Below are 17,846 nucleotides of genomic sequence, written 5' to 3'. Positions count from 1 at the left end.
GGAAGGTTTGTATATTCAAAAAATAGTGTAAATTTGCACCTCAAAATTAGTATAAACAAAAAGTTGTGTGAAGTTTATACCTTTTCAAAGTGAAAAGCCGCAAAATGTAGCACAACCATTAATAGAAAAAGATTTACACAAAATGAAAAAAGGAATTCACCCAGAAAATTACAGATTAGTAGCTTTCAAAGACATGTCAAATGAAGATGTTTTTATTACTAAATCAACAGTAGAGACTAAAGAAACAATTGTACACGAAGGAGTTGAATATCCGGTGTTTAAAATGGAGATTTCCAGAACATCACACCCTTTTTACACAGGTAAATCGAAACTTATTGATACTGCAGGTCGTATTGACAAGTTCAAAAACAAATATGCTAACAGAGCTAAATAAGTTTACGTTACAAATCATAAAAAAATCCCGAGCAATCGGGATTTTTTGTTTTTATCAATTTCCTATTTAAAAATTCCTTCCAGAGGTTTGAGTTGATCCATATCGATGTCTGATTTTTTTAAGGCTTCCAACAAAGTCATAAAATTTTCAGGATTCATTTTATCACCTAAAATTCGAACTACGGCAAAACCATTTTCAGCTTGGCTGCCATACAATACAAATTCTTCAATAGCATCATCTTTTCCAACAAAATAAACAGCAGCACCATCTTTTCCGGAACCAAATTTCATTAATTGTTGGTATTTTTCATTTTTCAAAATTTCTGTCACTTCCATGCGTTCACCGTCAAAAGATGCTTTATTTTTTTCATTCATTTTGAAAGCTAGTACATTCATTTTTTTAAATGTTTTCAAAGCATTTTGTTGTTCAATGGTTAATGCATCCGGTTGAATGTTTAATATGCTAGGTGAGACATCAACCGTGATGAAATCAGTTGATTCTGTTTTTTCTACAAAATATTTTTGTAAGGTTGGTTCGTTTTGGCAAGACCAAACACTGACAATAATGAGTAAAATCAATATTTTTTTCATGTTAGTTTTCTTTTAAAAATTGTAATATTCTTTCTTCTTTTTCTGATAAAGGAAACGTATTGTTTGTTTCCCAAAACTTTTCAGTAAAATTCATACCGTTATCATATAAACTTCGGGATTTAAAAAATGAATTTTTTTCAGGCAAAATGGAAACGTTATCATGATAATCTGTCACAACCAAATCGCTAATACTCGTCATTCGGTCATTCATTTGTTTGCCAAATTTAATATGAATATCAAGAATAGATTTCCGATAACTAGGAATATATTTTCCGTTTAAGTACTTATAGGTTTGCTTGATTTGAATGTCATGAATTGCAAACTTCATAATCAAAGCATTGATGGTTTCTACATATTGTTTGTGATTATCAGACATTTTTATATCAATATCTAAAACAACTTTATTAATTGGGTCATACGTAATTTTACCAGCCATCAGTGATTTTTCAACATTTGCTCTTGGCTTGATATAAATCACTTCTAATGCATTTCCAAACTGGTCTTTTTTAGAACGTAATTCAAATTCGTAATTTTCATTGGCTTTATCAGATGAAATTCTGTCTATATATTCGTAGGTAAAAAAACCATTAGCCGCTTTTTGTATATCAAAGAAAGAATCTAATTCACTTAAATCTGCTTTGCCTTTTTTTTCAATCTCATCAACGCTGGCTAGTTGAAAAGCCCTACTTTGACTAACAATTAGTTTCGCTTCAACTTTTTCTTTTCGTTTAGGTTGAACATAAAAATCAATCATTCCGTCAGAAAATTTTGAATACTTGTTATTGATTTTTACAAATTCACGATAATACGTTTCTAATTTGATACTTTTATCCAATTGATTTTTAGAATTCGATAGAATTCCGGCTAAGATTTGATTAATCGGTTTATTGGTCACGATAACTTCTTCTAATGCCATTTCGTCTGCTTCAAGAAAAATAGTTATACTTTCTTTTTGGATTAGTTTTACATCAAAAATTTGGCTTTTGTAACCGATGTGACTAACTTCAATTTTTTCTACTCCGTTTGGAATGTAAAACTTAAATATACCGTCTTCATTTGAAATCACTCCTTGGGTAGAATTTTGTACAAAAATGTTGGCAAAAGGAATACTTTCTTTTGTGTTTTTATCGATAATTTTCCCTTCAAAAACAGTTTGTCCAAAAGAGGTTATAAATAAAAATTGGAAGAAAAGGAATGTAATTTGTTTCATGGATGTTAGCGTAAATTATTTTGTATAAAAATAAGAAAACTTTGCCAAAATTGGCTTTTGACAAAGTTTATTTTAAAAACATTTAGTTTTATTTTTTTCCTTTTGAGGCTTTTTTCAAATCGTCACCTCCAGGTAAATTCATTTGTTCCGTTAAGGCTGAAATTTCATCCAAATTAAAATTACCGGTTAATGAAAACAAGACGGTTTCATTGTCTTTAGCATTTCCTTCAATGAACATAAATAATTCTTTCACTGAGTTTTCAGTGGCACCGGAACGCATGTAAATTTTTACATTTTTTCCGCCATCAGAAATTCTCATCAATTCATCCATTCCGGATGTTTTTAGATATTTATCTGCCGTTGAACGCATTTCTGCAATTTGTTTCGGACTTGAAGTGATAAATACTTTTAAATTTTCTAATTTTTTAAGCAAACTTACATATTGTTGTGTTTCCTTGTCGTTTGCTTTTACTTTACTCATCATTTCAAACATTTTTTTGTTGACAATGATGGTTTTTACATCATCCGGTCCGTCAAATTTGTCAAAAATGGACTGACTTGACATGATTTGAGAAATTAATAATGTTACGAAAACTAACAAATAGGTTATAATTTTAGACATGATTTTATTTTTTAAAGATTAATTTTTTTGAGTTTTGATATTCATTTATATAGTTAACACTTTTCATGCCAACATTTACATTAGATGATAAAAGTGCTAAAGCTTTTTGTGTTTCTTCAAATGCTTCTTCCGGTGATTCAAATTGACCTAAATCAGCAGTTGAAACGGATTCATTTTGAGCTTTACCGTTAAAATGTAAGAACGTAAGTAAACCGGCAAATAACACCATGCTGGCTGCAAGTCCTAAACCAATCATTGGTTTTTTATTTTTCGTTTTTTGCAAAATCGAAGGTGAAAATTGAGCTTCTTTTTCTTTTACAAAAAACTGAAATAGTGATTGATAGTGTTCCAAATGTGGTGCTACTCTTGGAGAAGAAAAATACGTTCTTAATTCGTTTTCTTCTGCTAAAGTGGTTTCGCCATCAAAATACTTTTCTACTAATTGTTCTATTTTAGCTAATTCCATATGCATGGGTTTTATTCATTTTTTCTCTAATCATTTTTCGGGCTCTTGATAAATTAACGCGAACAGCTGTTTCGTTCATATCCAATATTTTGGCAATTTCTTCAAACTCATATTGTTCAATATCACGCATTTGAATAATTAACTTCTGTTGATCAGGTAATTCGTTTATCATTTTTTCTACCCAATTCCAGCTATCATTGTCTTCAGTTGCTTGGTCCAACGTTGCCTCTTTAGCAACATAATTGGAATGTACAATTTTCAGATGATTAGCTCTTTTTGATTTTAGCTGATCCAAGCAATAATTTTTAGTCATCGTCATCGCAAAAGCTTCAATACTGGAATACTTTTCTAAACCATTTTTTTTGTCCCAAAGTTTTACTAATACTTCTTGAGTAGCATCTTGAGCCTCTTCATGACTGACCAATAATCGTTTGGCTAATCTGAAAAGTTTATCCTTAAAAGGATTAATCATCAAAATGAACTCATTTTGGTTCATATCAATTGGTTATTGGTTGGTTATATAGTCAAGACGAATCAAACTAATTTTTGTTACAAAGAAATTGAAAATAAAACTAAAGTTATTAAATTTACGTTCTTAAAATAAAAAACTGCTATGAAGAATACATTAAAAATTGTTTTATCATTCTTTGTTTTTTCACTTGTTTTTCTTTCTTGTGATGACATTGATGATAAACCGGCACCAAGTTCTTTAGAAATTAAAGATTTTATTTGGAAAGGTTTAAACCTCTATTACTTTTGGCAAGGACAAGAACCAAATTTGGCCGATGACCGTTTTGCTACTCAGCGAGATTTGAATGCTTTCAATGAAACATTTGCATCTCCCGAAGCATTATTTGAAGATTTGCTTGTGGAACGTTCTACTGATCGTTACAGCGTTATTTTTAGTGATTATCGTGTGCTCGAAGGAATTTTAACAGGTACTTCCAAAAGTAATGGAGTAGATTATGGTCTAAAAAGAATAACTCCAGGTTCAAATGAAATTTATGGTTGGGTTCGATATATTTTACCTAGCTCAGATGCTTCCTCAAAACCGATTCAAAGAGGTGATATTTTTTATGCGGTTAACGGAACGCCTTTAACGGTTGATAATTATAATTCATTGTTGTCAAATGATACTTACACCTTAAATTTAGCTGATTTTAATGGTGGAAATATTTCACCAAATGGTCAATCTGTTAGTTTAACAAAAACAGATTATGCCGAAAATCCGGTTTATTTGACGAATGTTTATGATTATGGTGATAAAAAAATTGGTTACTTGATTTACAATGGTTTTTTTACCTCATTTGAAAATCAACTCAATCAAGCAATTGGGCAATTAAAAAATCAAGGAATAACACATTTAATTTTAGATTTGAGATATAATTCCGGTGGTTCAGTTGATACGGCAACTCGATTGGCCAGTATGATCACGGGTCAATTCAATAATGATGTTTTTGCCCGTCAACAATGGAATCAAAAGGTGGAAGATTACTTAAATCAAAACGATCCAAGTTCATTGGTTAATCGTTTTACCAATGTTATTTCGAATGGAAATTTAATCAACAACCTTAATTTGAATAAAATTTATATTATTACTTCACCAAGCACTGCATCTGCAAGCGAGTTGATTATTAATGGTTTGAAGCCACATATTTCGGTAGTTCAAATCGGAACCAAAACGGAGGGTAAAAATGTAGGATCAATAACACTTTATGATTCCCCAACTTTTGGAAAATCTAACAGAAATAATAATCATCGTTATGCCATGCAACCAATTGTGTTAAGAATTGCTAATAAATTAGGAGAAGGTGATTATGTAAACGGATTGAGTCCAAATGTTCCGCAAGATGAGAATATAGCAAATTTGGGAACACTTGGAGATGTTAATGAACCACTATTAAATACTACCATAAATTATATTTTAGAATTTGGTCGTCCAAGAGCAACTTATACAGAAGACGGAAAATTGTATTTCAAAGATAGAAAATCAATGCTGCCTTATGGAAATGAAATGTATTTAAATGATGTTCCGCAAGGATTGTTTCAAATTTTGCAATAAAAAAAAGGATGTTCAAAACGAACATCCTTTTTTTGGAGTAATTCTACAAACTAGTCATTAAAGTAAAATCCTGCCGGAATTACTCCAACTGTTTGTTGATCTATTAAACTACCGTTTAAAGAATAAATATAAATTTTTCCGTTAGAATTATAATCAACAGCATCTCCAACATAAATTTTATTGTCTTCTACAGTAAAACTATAAACACCATAAACTCCTTGTGCTGTTGTGCTGAAAATTGGAGTAGTAGGTAAACTTGTTGTTGTAATTGATGCTTTATAAACATCAGAATCAATCGTATAATAAAGTTGACCATCTTCTTCAACTAAGTTGGAAGGATGTTGAGTTGAACCAAAATCAAGACTACTCGCAACATTATTTGTAGATAAATTAATCTTTGATAACTTACCACCAGATTCATTACCAGACCATGATGGTAAACCTCCTGACAATACATAAAGAGTATTATTAGATATGAACATTGAGTTTGGTACGTATCCAACATTTATAGTGTTTGAAACAGTATTGTTTGTTGTATTGATTACTGAAATGGTTTCGCCAAATCCAAATCCACCTTGATGTGCTACATATAAATTATCATTATGCTCGATAATTTTTTCGGGTCCTTCAACAACAGGAATGCTTGAAATAACAGTATAGTTGGTTAAATTAATAACAGCTATATAGTCATCATTCGGATTCATTCCGCTTCCCCAGTTAGTTACGTAACCTTTTCCATTTGAAAATGTAATATTTCTCGGATTACTTAATCCGGAAGAAATAGTTGTTATATGTTGAAGCGTATAACGATTTATAACTTGAATACTATTAGAATTATTCATAACCACAAATGCTTTTTCATTTAGAAATCCTATATCTTGACCGGTATCTCCTAATTCAATACTAGGATTAACTGCTGAAAAGGCATTTAGTTGAAATGTTAGTAAATCATCTGACCAGAAGGAAATAGAGCTGTTTCCACCACCAAAATTTCCTTGATTTAAAATTAAAAGGCCATTATCATAATCGCCTAATGATTTTTCTTTTTGATCATCATCGCTACAAGATGTAATGAATAGACCTGCAGCAATAGCTAAAATGGAAAGTTTTTTAAAATTCATTTATTTAAGATTTAAAGTTAGATACACTTGAAAATGTCTTCCCGGCATCGGGCGAGAAGCAACGTTTTGATAGTTTGTGTTTTCGAGATTTAATACCTGAAAACCTAGTCGATAGGTGTTTTTCTTCCCAAAATCATAATCGACTCCAATAGTTGAAAAATGATAGGAATCCAAACTATAGAAATTATCAGAAGAAGTAAACACTTCACCATTAAACAACGTTTGAAAATAAGCTGTTATTTTTTGATAAGAATAAGCCAATGAACCATTTGCTTTGTGAATAGGAACATAAATCAACTGTTTTTTTAAATCATCTCGTTCCGAAATAGTATAAGCATACGAAGCGTTCAAAGAAAAATGATGATTGCCAAAAGTCAATTTATTTTCTAACAACGTTTCTAAACCGTACACGGTCACTTTGTCCGTGTTTTGCGGTTGCCAAAGTCCGGATGAATTCGGAATCCATCGCAACATATCGCGAAGTTTGACGTAATATCCTGTTACAGTAAGTTTTGTGTTTTTGTAGTTGAATTCTTGCCCAATTTCTGCTTGCAAAGCGTGTTCCGGTTTCAATTCAGCATTTCCGCTTCCTTGCCAATACAAATCATTGAAAGTGGGGATTCGATAGTTTTTAGAAGCATTAAATTTTATAGTATAAAAATCATTCAAATTCAATCTTGTTCCTGCAGAAAACAGAAGTGGACTTTCATAACGATCCGAAATCTCATTCCGAATACCTAATTCATAATTCCATTTCTCCGATAATTGATGTTTCCAAACAAGACTACCGCTTCCAATTGTTCTTTTTTTCGATTCAATATCTGATCCTTCACCTTGATTCTGACTAATGTCAAAAACAGAATTAAGATCAATTTTTTCCGAAACTTTAATGCTTAAATCATATCGCCCCAAGAGCGTATTTACTTTTCCGAAAGTAAAAAACGGATTGTCTTTGTTTTCAAAATAGTTGTATTCTTCAGTCAAATAGGCCAACTTCAGTTTAGAAGTAAATTTGTTTCTGAAACTTACCCATTCCAGCATGTTTCTCGTAGTAAAATCTTGGTATTTGTTTTTAGAAGTCACCGTGATTGTGCCCGAAAAATGCCTTTCGCCGTCAAACAAAAGACTATAAAACTTTAAAAAATTATTTTCATTGATTTTATATCCGGCAGAAAAATTCAGACTTTGATTATAATATTCACCGTTTTCATTTTTCCTATTTCTACCTATGTACTCATAATCATTATCAGAACTATTTCTCGTAATACCAACTTGAAAAGCCCATTTTTCCGAACCGCCTTTCACATTATAATTTAGACCAAGCGTATTAAAACTACCATAATTCGATCTAAATTCATGTTCAATTTCAGTGTTAAACATCAACAAATTGTTCAAATGAATACTTCCGCCAACTGCTCCGCTACCATACAAAACGCTACCACCACCGGAACGAATGCCAATCGAATTAAAATCGGTGGCATTGATCGTATTAAAATCAGTCTGGCCGTTGAGTTGCGAATTAATATTGATACCATTCCAAATCACCGCAGTTTGCTGAGCCGTAGTTCCTCTAAACGAGGGCGAAGCAACCATTCCGGCACCATTTTCTTTAAAATAAATAGTCGAGTGAAGAAGAAGCAAATTGGTGAACGAGCCGTTGTTTTTCAATAAAATACTGTCGTTCAAAAACACAACTTGTTGAGCATCTGAAAACTTTCGCAATTTCGAGTCAGAAACCACCACTTCCTGCAAACGCACAATCGAGTCGTTCTGTCCCAAAACAAATTGAAACAGCAACAAAGCCAAGCCACAAAAGAGAAATTTCCAAGTCATACTCATCCAAAACCTTTCTTCCCGAAGGTTCGATAATTGTTAAGCACTTGGCAGGTCTCCTGGCTTGCGTCTTGTTGTTGGCCTTCTCATTCGCCTAGGCGAACAATGGCATGAAAGATAACAACAAGCTAATTAGCTCACAGTTGCGGGTACAGCTCAGGATTTTAATTAACGATTTTTGATTTTTGACTTTCGATTTCAGAACAGTTCTAAAATCAACAATTTCCAATCAACAATCTCCAATCTTCACCTGATTCCCTTTTAATGCTCGGCCCAAAAAAGGCGTTGCAACCAAAATACTTGCCAAAAGTAAACATTTTAAGTAAACAATTCTTAATTTTTTTCAGAAGCTATTCCGGCTTTTCACTACAAGTTTTTTTTCAAAGCAAAAGTTTTGTAAGGTTTGGCAAGAGCTCCCAAGGTTGCTTTGCCAAACCAACAAAACTAATTTGCTTTTTCAAAAAAAGCTTTCCGTTACAATCCGGGCTAGGAGAGCGTGCTTCAAAGAAAATTTGACTTAAGATTCGTCATTTTTCTTATTCATCTTCATCCACAACCAAATAAAACCCACTACAAAATGAAGCAAAATAATTCCTCCAACGATATACATAAATAAATTGGAATCTCGCATTATATTTTTTCTGTAAAAGTAAATAGTCAATTTTTTTCCCACGATAACATTTGTTACAAACCGTTACCTTTGCAAAAAAGCAGTCAATGAAAAAATACATTTTACTTTTACTCATTTCTTTCTTCTTTATTTCTTGTCAGCAAAAAGAGAAAAACAAAAAAGAAATCCAATCTCAAGAAAATTACATTCGTTACGCCAGCGGACTTTCCATTCAAAAGCAGGACGATTTTTCCATCGTAACTGTTTCCAATCCGTGGCCAACATCCGATAAAAATTATACTTATGTTTTATATAAAGAAAATGCTATCATTCCGGATAGTTTACAAAAATATGCTTCAATTCAAGTTCCTATACAATCCATTGTAGTGACTTCAACTACACACATTCCGGCATTAGAATTATTAGGAGTTGAAGACAAGTTGATTGCTTTTCCCAACACTGATTATATTTCTTCCGAAAAAACGAGAACCTTAATCGAAACCGGAAAAATCCGTGAAATCGGCACCAATCAAAGTTTAAACACCGAAGTTTTACTCGATATGCAACCTGATGTTATTATCGGTTTTGGCGTAGATGGCGAAAAGAAAACCTATGACAATTTACAACAAAACGGACTAAAAATTCTTTACAATGGCGATTGGACAGAGCAGCATCCGCTTGGTCGTGCCGAATGGATTCAATTGTTTGGAGCTTTATTCGGACTTGAAGAAAAAGCAGATCAAGTATTCAAAACCATCGAAAAAGATTATATTCAAGCCAAAGAATTAGTGCAGAATGTTTCCAATAAGCCAACCATTTTCAGTGGTTCAGTTTACCAAGACCAGTGGTATTTGCCACAAGGGAAAAGTTGGGCAGCACAATTTCTAGATAATGCCGGTGGGAATTATCTTTGGGCAGCTACCGAAGGAACCGGAAGTTTATCTCTTTCCTTTGAAACTGTTTTTGAAACCGCTCAAAATGCCGATTTTTGGATTGGTCCCGGGCAATTCACTTCCTTTGAACAACTCGAAAAAGCCAATCCCAACTACAAACATTTTAAAGCCGTTCAAAACAAAAATGTCTATTCGTTCAGTTCCAAAAAGGGAAAAACCGGCGGAATTATTTACTACGAATTAGCCTCTAACCGCCCGGATTTAGTATTAAAAGATTTAATCAAAATTCTGCATCCGGATGTAATGAAGGATTATGAATTGTACTTTTTCGAGAAATTGAAATAAAAAAAGTTACCATTTTGGTAAAAATTATGTAATTTTGTAAGCCATGAGGATAATATCGAGAAAAACATTACGATCATTTTGGGAAAATCATGCTGATGCAGAACAAGCTTTAAAAACATGGTTTCAAGAGGTTGAAAATGCCAATTGGGAAAACTATAATGAACTTAAAAATGAGTATCCCAATGCAAGTATATTGGTTGACAATCGTGTAGTTTTCAATATTAAAGGAAATAAATATAGAGTAATTGTGAAATTTAATCTTCATTATCAAATGGCTTGGATTCGATTTGTTGGAACACATGCCGAATATGATAAAATTGATGCAAAAAACATTTAAGATGAACATAAAACCTGTAAAAACAGAACAAGATTATCAATTCGCTTTAGAGCGATTAGAGGAAATTTTTGATGCAAAACCTAATTCAAAAGAAGGTGATGAGCTTGAAATTCTGTCTATTTTAATTGAAAAATATGAATCAAAACATTTCCCAATAGAAATGCCGGATCCTATTGAAGCCATAAAATTTAGAATGGATCAACTTGGTATGAAACAAAAAGATTTAGCGGAAGCTGTTGGTTTCAATAGCCGAGTGAGTGAAATTTTAAATAAAAAACGAAAATTAACGATAGAAATGGTGAGGAGTCTTAGCGAAAAACTCCGAATTCCAACCGAAGTTTTGATTCAAAAATATTGATTATTTAGTTTTTAATTTCTCAACATCATCCTATTAACGGTTCAAAAAATTGCCAACTCAAAAAAATAAAATACTATTCCTTTTTTTATCTTTCGCTTTAATCGGAACGTTTTTGCTTAATTTAAGTTTAGGTTCCGTTTCTATTCCAACAAGCGAAATTTTTAATTCCATCCTTGGTAACGAAATCAAAACTTCTTGGGAAATCATACTGTGGAATTTCCGCTTACCAAAAGCCATCACAGCCATTTTAGTGGGAATGGGTTTATCGATTTCGGGTTTGTTAATGCAAACCTTATTTAGAAATCCGCTTGCCGGACCTTATGTACTCGGATTAAGTTCGGGTTCAAGTCTCGGTGTTGCTTTTGTAATTATGGGAGCCGGATTTTTGCCCTCTTTTTTAGTTTCCGATTACGGAATTGTTTTGGCTTCTTCGTTGGGAAGTTTTTTAGTTTTATTGGCGGTTTTAGTCGTTTCCCAAAAATTACGTGACACGATGGCAATATTAATTGTTGGACTTATGTTTGGAAGTTTCACCAGTGCTATTGTGAGTGTGTTGAGTTATTTTAGCACCGCTCAAGAACTGCAAAAATTCACCTTTTGGTCTATGGGAAGTTTGGCTAATTTACCTTGGAGTTCCATCTTAATTTTAGCCATTTGTTGCGTTTTAGGATTAATGTTGAGTATTTTCGGCATTAAACCTTTGAACGCATTGTTACTAGGAGAAAATTATGCCAAAAGTCTCGGACTAAATTTCAAAAAAACGCGATTAATTATCATATTTGCCACCAGTATTTTAGCCGGAAGCATCACTGCTTTTGCCGGACCCATTGCTTTTGTCGGATTGGCTGTTCCGCATTTGGCTAAATTGCTTTTTCAAACCAGTAATCATTTTATATTATTTTGGAGTACCTTGCTAATCGGAGCCATTTTGATGTTGGTTTGCGATTGCATCGCCCAACTTCCCGGAAGTGATTATACGTTACCTATCAATGCCATTACTTCTATGGTTGGAGCTCCGGTTGTGGTTTGGCTTTTAGTCAGAAAACGGAATTTAATGATTTAAAAAAAACTCAGTAACTCAGTATCTCAGCAACTCAGCACCTCAAATTATGATCCTCCAAACCCAAAACCTCTCCATCGGTTACAACTCAAAAGCAACTACCAAAATAATTGCTTCAGACGTTACTATTCAATTAGAACCCGGAAAATTAATTGGTTTGGTAGGAGCCAACGGTATTGGAAAATCAACTTTATTGCGAACGCTAACCGGAATTCAGAAACCACTTTCAGGAACGGTTTCGCTAAATGAAAAATCAATCGAATCTTTTGAGTCCTTAGATTTGGCTCAACAAATCAGTGTGGTGTTAACCGAAAAATTACCACCAAGCAATTTGACCGTTTATGAATTAATTGCTTTGGGAAGACAGCCCTACACCAATTGGCTGGGAAAATTGACAGACGAAGATAAAATCCAAATTGACAAAGCCATTGCATTAACCGAAATTTATCATTTAATCCATCAAAAACATAATGAAATCAGTGACGGTCAGTTGCAAAAAGTTTTAATAGCCAGAGCATTAGCACAAGACACACCGTTGATTGTTTTAGACGAACCTACAACGCATTTGGATTTATTGCACAAAGTTTCACTATTTAAGCTCTTAAAAAAATTAACCACCGAAACACAAAAATGCATTTTATTTTCTACTCACGATATAGATTTAGCCATTCAATTGAGTGATGAAATGATTGTGATGAATGGAAAAACCATCATACAAGATCAACCGTGTAATTTAATTTCTAAAGGTGTTTTTTCTTCGCTATTTAATAATGAACATATTCAATTTGATGCAACCATAGGGAAATTTGTTATCATTTGAGATTTAACCATTTCTTTACATTCGTTCAAGTAACAAAATAAATTGAAACTCTACTTATTAACAAACTTAAAATGAGTAGAGTATGGATGCTAAATTTTACAGATTTTTATACGGCGGTTTTGTTTTGTTCGGATTGTATTACGCTATTTTTTCTCAAAACTTTGGTGATGCCGGAATGATGTTAGGAATTGCATTAGCATTTGATCCATTTGACCAAAAACAACCTTTTAATGAAAGACCAACTTGGCAAAAAGTATGGTTGATTGTGCATTTGATTTTGGTTTTTACTTTTTTTATTTTAGCTCTTCTGAAAATGGTGAACTAATTTTATTCCAGTAAGATTTTGTGAAAGTACTTTACTTTTGTGTATTTTTACTTTTCAAAAATCATCGCCAAATGTCAGACATTATTATTTTTACCGTCGTATTTATTCTTGCTTTAGCTATCGGAATTTATATAGGAAAACTATTGTTTACCGCTCAATCCAAATCTGAAAAATCAGGATTAGAAGAACGAATTAATGGATTATTATCCCAAATTGACCAACTGAAAATTCGTTTTCAAGAAGAGCAGAATCAATTTACCAAAAATTTAGAATTGGAAAGAAAAGAAAAAGAAGAAATTCGTCGTAAAAAAGATTCCTTATCCTTACAACTCACCAAAAAAGAAGCCGATTTTGAAAATCTTTGGCAACGCAATAAAGAACAAAAACAAGAAGTAGAGGAATTGCAGGAAAAATTTACCAAAGAATTTGAAAATTTAGCGAATAAAATTCTAGAAGAAAAAACGGTGAAGTTCACTGAGCAAAATAAAGAGAATCTCAAAACTATTTTATCGCCTTTACAGGAAAAAATTCAGCATTTTGAAAAGAAAGTAGAAGATACGCACAAGGAAAGTATTGATTATCATGCCGCTCTTCGTCAGCAAATTGTTGGGTTGAAAGAAATGAATGAGCAAATGAGCAAAGAAACGCTCAATTTGACCAAAGCTCTCAAAGGAGATAGTAAAATGCAAGGGAATTGGGGCGAATTAATTTTGGAACGGGTACTTGAAAAATCCGGTTTAGAAAAGGGGCGGGAATATGAAGTGCAGCAAAGTTTTCAAACCGAAGAAGGCAATCGTGTTCAACCTGATGTGGTGATTAATTTACCCGACGGCAAAAAAATGATTGTGGATTCTAAAGTTTCGCTAACGGCGTATGAACGTTTTGCGAATGAAGAAGATGATGCTCAAAAAACAGCTTTTTTAAAAGATCATATCAATTCCATTAAACGTCATGTGGAGCAATTGAGTGATAAAAATTACCACGATTTGTATCAAATGGAAAGTCCGGATTTTGTGTTGCTTTTTATTCCAATTGAATCTGCTTTTGCCATTGCTTTGAATGAGGATAATTCGTTGTATAACAAAGCATTTGAGCGAAATATTATCATCGTTACGCCAACTACTTTGTTAGCCACATTGCGAACCATCGATAGCATGTGGACGAACCAAAAGCAACAAGAAAATGCGTTGGAAATTGCCCGTCAAGCCGGAGCTTTATATGATAAATTTGAAGGTTTGGTTTCGGATTTAATCAAAATTGGTAAAAAAATGGAAGAGGCCAAAACGGAATACGGCAATGCCATGGGTAAATTGGTTGAAGGGAAAGGCAATCTTATTGGTAGTGTGGAGCGATTGAAAAAAATGGGTGCCAAAGCCAAAAAAGCATTACCTGATGCTATTTTGAAAAGAGCAGAGGGAGATTTTTCTGAATAAATTAAATTGTGAATAACGAAACAAATTCACTAATTTGTTGATTGTTATAAATAAAATTAGAACTAAAAATAGGTTAATTCAATTTTTTTGTTACTTTTGGAATCAAATTTCCAATTACGCATGAAAAAATTATACTTTTTAGTATCCTTATTAATTTTATCTATTGCCATTTTTATTTCTTGTTCGGATGAAGACAAAGAAACTAATTATGAACCTGTTTCACCAGTAGTGGTGGATTTAACCCAAGTTCCATATCCAAAATTATCAGATTATAAATTCTTTGAAGGGGAAATGAAAAATCAAATACCCTCCTTAGATGTTTTGCCTTATGAGCCTATTTCTCAACTTTTTACTGATTATGCTCATAAAAAGCGATTTGTTTGGATGCCAAAAGGTACAAAAGCAACTTACAACGGAGATGGCAATGTACTAGAATTGCCGGTTGGAGCAGCAATTATCAAAAACTTTTATTACGAAAATACATTGCCTTCTAATGCTACCAGAATTATTGAAACCAGAATCATGATTCGAAAACAAAACGGTTGGATTTTTGCCGAATATGTATGGAATGATGAACAAACAGAAGCTTTTTTAAACATGGATGGTGGATTTACAAGTGTTTCTTGGACGGAGGAAAGTGGAATAAAAACGGTATCTAATTACAGAATTCCCTCTGAAGCTCAATGTTTGACGTGTCATAAGTTTGATGAAAAAGCCATTCCGATTGGAATCAAACCACAAAGTTTGAATAAAGATTTTGCCTTTTCTTCAGGTATGAAAAATCAATTAGCGAAATGGATTGAAGTTGGCTATTTAGAAAATAATTTGCCTTCAACAATTGAAACTACAGTTAATTATAAAGATGAAACGCAGCCTTTAGAATTAAGAGTAAGATCGTATTTAGACATGAATTGTGCTCATTGTCATCGCGATAATAGCCATTGCGATTATCGTCCGATGCGTTTTGCCTTCAATGAAACAACAAATAGAACAAATTTAGGTGTCTGTGTTGATACACAAGACATGGCAGATTTTCCTTCTGCTTTGAGCAGAATCGTTACGCCTGGCAATCCAAATCGTTCAATGATGTTTTACAGATTAGATACAGATAATGAATCGTATATGATGCCTTTAATTGGTCGTTCTGTCATTCATGAAGAAGGAAAAGAATTGATAAGACAATGGATTGAATCGTTGTCACCTTGTAATTAAAACTAAAACAAACTAAACCTTAAAGAATGAAAAAAATTACTTTTTTACTTTTATTTTGCTTGGCATTTCATTCGATGAATGCCCAAAATACTTGTGCTACTGCTCAGGTAATTCCTGGACCCGGATTGTATGTTGTAACTACAGTAGATGGCACTCAAGCTGCTACACCTGTTTGTACAGAGAATGGTGCAATTACAAATAATCCAAGAGCAGAGTGGTACACTTATACTCCGGCTCAAAATTATACGCTTACCATAAGCACTAATATTTCACAAAATACTCCAAGAATTGACACTCGTTTTCATGTTTACACAGGAGTATGTGGTGCTTTAGTTTGTCATGCAGGTGATGATGATTCTGGAGAAAATTATTCTTCTGAAGATTCTTTCCCAGTTTTAGCGAATACAACCTACTATATTGCATTTGACAACAGATGGACCGCAAATGGATTTACCTTTCAAGTAACAGAATCAGCTTATCAAGAACCGATAGGTCAACCTGTGACTTTCACTAATCAATCCATTTCAACAATAGATAGTCAATATAATATTGCTGTTGTTGATATGAATGGTGACTTTTTAGATGATATAGTAGGTGTAAGTTCTACTAATATTAAAGTACACAGACAAAATTCTGTAGTGCCTGGTTTTACAATTTTTAACTATCCAACTGAGGCTGCAAACAACATGCCTTCATGGAGTTTGGCTGCTGGCGATTATAATAAAGACGGGTTCAATGATTTGATGTATGGTGGTGGAAATGGAGTAACATTTATGAAATCTACAGCTAATGGAACTGGTTTTGTAAAAGAAAATTTTACACAATATGTATTTTGTCAACGTACAAATTTTGTTGATTTGAATAATGATGGTAACTTAGATGCTTTTTCTTGTCATGATGTTCAGCCTAATGTATATTTTCTTAATAATGGATCAGGACAATTAACTTTTTATCAATCAAATGTTACTCCTGGAGCTATGTTATTGGGTATTCATCCAAATGGTGGAAACTATGGTTCTATTTGGATTGATTATGATAATGATGGTGACCAAGATTTATTTATTGCTAAATGTAGAGGTGGATCTGGAACTGCAAAAATTAATGAGTTACATAGAAACAATGGCAACGGAACATTTACAGATGTTTCTTCAATAGCTGGTATGGCAGACCCAGTACAAACTTGGTCTTCTGCATGGGCAGATTTTGATAATGACGGTGACATGGATGCTTTAGTTGGAGCTAGTTCTACCGCTGATGGATCACACAAATACATGAGAAACAATGGAAATGGCACCTTTACAGATATTACAGCAGGTTCAGGTTGGGATACCAACACAAGTACTAATATTGAACACATTGCTCATGATTTTGATAACGATGGTTTTGTTGATGTAATGGGTGGAGGAAACAAAATTATGTACAATAAAGGTGATGGAACTTTTGGTCCTTCAAGTGTTGGTTTTGGAGTAGGTGCAGTAGGAGATTTAAATAATGATGGTTTCTTAGATGTTTTAAATGGTTCTACAATTAGAATGAACAATGGTAACTCTAATAAATGGATAAAATTTTATTTACAAGGAATTCAAAGTAACCGAAATGGAATTGGTGCCAGAATTGAAATTTATGGGGCATGGGGTAAACAAATTCGTGATGCCAGAAGTGGTGACGGTTTTGAATACATGAGTTCATTAAATGTTCACTTCGGAATTGGTCAAGCCACTGCAATTGATCAAGTAATTATCAGATGGCCATCCGGTATTGTGGATACAATCGTAAATCCTGACCCAAATCAAGCTATTTTGGTGGTTGAAGGTTCTACTTTAAGTGTTGGAGGAAATGATTTTACTTCATTTAGTATTTATCCTAATCCTGCAAAAGATATTGTGAACATTAAATCAGGTAATAATTTTGATGTAGTTTCAGCTGAAATTTTTGACCTTAACGGAAGAAAAGTACTAGAATCTGCTGTGGTTAATGAATCATTCTCGGTTCAGTCTTTATCAACAGGAACATACATTCTTTTAGCAAAAGACAGCGAAGGAACATTATCAACACACAAGTTGATCAAACAATAAACAACCTAACCAAACTAAATTTTGAAAAGCCCTCCATTTGTGAGGGCTTTTTTATAACTTTGAATTTCAAAAAAAATATC

The 17,846-nt window shown here is 33.1% G+C and carries 18 protein-coding genes and 1 riboswitch; of the genes, 11 read left to right on the top strand and 7 right to left on the bottom strand.

Annotated features, from left to right (window positions below; genetic code table 11):
* Positions 1–142 precede the first annotated feature (142 nt).
* On the top strand, positions 143–394 hold the full coding sequence (locus H601_RS0107455) for a type B 50S ribosomal protein L31 (RefSeq protein ID WP_026710922.1): 252 nt from the start codon (positions 143–145) through the stop codon (positions 392–394).
* Positions 395–456: 62 nt separating this feature from the next.
* Here the strand turns inward: H601_RS0107455 and H601_RS0107450 are convergent, their stop codons facing one another.
* From H601_RS0107450 to H601_RS0107430, 5 genes are all read right to left on the bottom strand, one after another.
* Positions 457–984 carry a DUF4252 domain-containing protein gene (locus tag H601_RS0107450; RefSeq protein WP_026710921.1) on the bottom strand — a complete coding sequence of 176 codons (528 nt, stop codon included), beginning with the start codon at positions 982–984 and terminating at the stop codon, positions 457–459.
* 1 nt (position 985) lies between these two features.
* The gene (locus tag H601_RS0107445; protein ID WP_026710920.1) at positions 986–2,194 is read right to left on the bottom strand and encodes a carboxypeptidase-like regulatory domain-containing protein; all 1,209 of its coding nucleotides are present in this window, start codon (positions 2,192–2,194) and stop codon (positions 986–988) included.
* Between the two features lie 88 nt (positions 2,195–2,282).
* Positions 2,283–2,816, bottom strand: coding sequence for a DUF4252 domain-containing protein (locus tag H601_RS0107440; RefSeq protein WP_026710919.1), 534 nt, complete (start codon positions 2,814–2,816; stop codon positions 2,283–2,285).
* A gap of 4 nt (positions 2,817–2,820) precedes the next feature.
* The gene (locus tag H601_RS0107435; RefSeq protein WP_026710918.1) at positions 2,821–3,282 is read right to left on the bottom strand and encodes a hypothetical protein; all 462 of its coding nucleotides are present in this window, start codon (positions 3,280–3,282) and stop codon (positions 2,821–2,823) included.
* Entirely contained in the window at positions 3,269–3,778 is a 510-nt protein-coding gene (locus tag H601_RS0107430) for an RNA polymerase sigma factor (RefSeq protein WP_026710917.1), read from the bottom strand. Before H601_RS0107430 ends, H601_RS0107435 begins: the two co-directional genes overlap by 14 nt.
* 117 nt (positions 3,779–3,895) lie before the next feature.
* Here H601_RS0107430 and H601_RS0107425 point away from each other — a divergent pair, with 117 nt between their 5' ends.
* Positions 3,896–5,344 carry a S41 family peptidase gene (locus H601_RS0107425; RefSeq protein WP_026710916.1) on the top strand — a complete coding sequence of 483 codons (1,449 nt, stop codon included), beginning with the start codon at positions 3,896–3,898 and terminating at the stop codon, positions 5,342–5,344.
* A gap of 50 nt (positions 5,345–5,394) precedes the next feature.
* Here the strand turns inward: H601_RS0107425 and H601_RS0107420 are convergent, their stop codons facing one another.
* Positions 5,395–6,465, bottom strand: coding sequence for a YncE family protein (locus H601_RS0107420; protein ID WP_026710915.1), 1,071 nt, complete (start codon positions 6,463–6,465; stop codon positions 5,395–5,397).
* On the bottom strand, positions 6,466–8,298 hold the full coding sequence (locus H601_RS0107415; protein ID WP_051220694.1) for a TonB-dependent receptor plug domain-containing protein: 1,833 nt from the start codon (positions 8,296–8,298) through the stop codon (positions 6,466–6,468).
* A gap of 32 nt (positions 8,299–8,330) precedes the next feature.
* Positions 8,331–8,609, bottom strand: a riboswitch (cobalamin riboswitch).
* Between the two features lie 406 nt (positions 8,610–9,015).
* Here H601_RS0107415 and H601_RS0107400 point away from each other — a divergent pair.
* The 9 genes from H601_RS0107400 (at position 9,016) to H601_RS0107360 (ending at position 17,766) form a co-directional block, all read left to right on the top strand.
* Complete coding sequence (locus H601_RS0107400; RefSeq protein ID WP_026710912.1) at positions 9,016–10,146, top strand: ABC transporter substrate-binding protein; 1,131 nt, start codon at positions 9,016–9,018, stop codon at positions 10,144–10,146.
* Positions 10,147–10,189: 43 nt separating this feature from the next.
* Positions 10,190–10,483 carry a type II toxin-antitoxin system HigB family toxin gene (locus H601_RS0107395; RefSeq protein WP_026710911.1) on the top strand — a complete coding sequence of 98 codons (294 nt, stop codon included), beginning with the start codon at positions 10,190–10,192 and terminating at the stop codon, positions 10,481–10,483.
* A 1-nt stretch (position 10,484) separates the two neighbouring features.
* Complete coding sequence (locus H601_RS0107390) at positions 10,485–10,841, top strand: helix-turn-helix domain-containing protein (protein WP_026710910.1); 357 nt, start codon at positions 10,485–10,487, stop codon at positions 10,839–10,841.
* A gap of 49 nt (positions 10,842–10,890) precedes the next feature.
* Positions 10,891–11,904: an iron ABC transporter permease gene (locus H601_RS0107385; RefSeq protein WP_026710909.1), complete on the top strand. Its 1,014-nt coding sequence runs from the start codon at positions 10,891–10,893 to the stop codon at positions 11,902–11,904.
* Positions 11,905–11,950: 46 nt separating this feature from the next.
* Positions 11,951–12,721, top strand: coding sequence for an ABC transporter ATP-binding protein (locus H601_RS0107380; RefSeq protein WP_035655700.1), 771 nt, complete (start codon positions 11,951–11,953; stop codon positions 12,719–12,721).
* Between the two features lie 82 nt (positions 12,722–12,803).
* Positions 12,804–13,046 carry a hypothetical protein gene (locus H601_RS15455; protein WP_051220693.1) on the top strand — a complete coding sequence of 81 codons (243 nt, stop codon included), beginning with the start codon at positions 12,804–12,806 and terminating at the stop codon, positions 13,044–13,046.
* A gap of 71 nt (positions 13,047–13,117) precedes the next feature.
* Positions 13,118–14,479 carry a DNA recombination protein RmuC gene (locus H601_RS0107370; protein WP_026710907.1) on the top strand — a complete coding sequence of 454 codons (1,362 nt, stop codon included), beginning with the start codon at positions 13,118–13,120 and terminating at the stop codon, positions 14,477–14,479.
* 120 nt (positions 14,480–14,599) lie between these two features.
* Positions 14,600–15,691 carry a hypothetical protein gene (locus H601_RS0107365; protein WP_026710906.1) on the top strand — a complete coding sequence of 364 codons (1,092 nt, stop codon included), beginning with the start codon at positions 14,600–14,602 and terminating at the stop codon, positions 15,689–15,691.
* Positions 15,692–15,717: 26 nt separating this feature from the next.
* Positions 15,718–17,766 carry an FG-GAP-like repeat-containing protein gene (locus tag H601_RS0107360; RefSeq protein WP_051220692.1) on the top strand — a complete coding sequence of 683 codons (2,049 nt, stop codon included), beginning with the start codon at positions 15,718–15,720 and terminating at the stop codon, positions 17,764–17,766.
* Positions 17,767–17,846: the final 80 nt, after the last annotated feature.

Origin of the sequence: Flavobacterium filum DSM 17961 (genome assembly GCF_000425465.1) — a bacterium.
GTDB lineage: Bacteria > Bacteroidota > Bacteroidia > Flavobacteriales > Flavobacteriaceae > Flavobacterium > Flavobacterium filum.
Note: the sequence above shows the minus strand (reverse complement) of the source record. Positions and strands in the feature narration are given on the sequence as shown.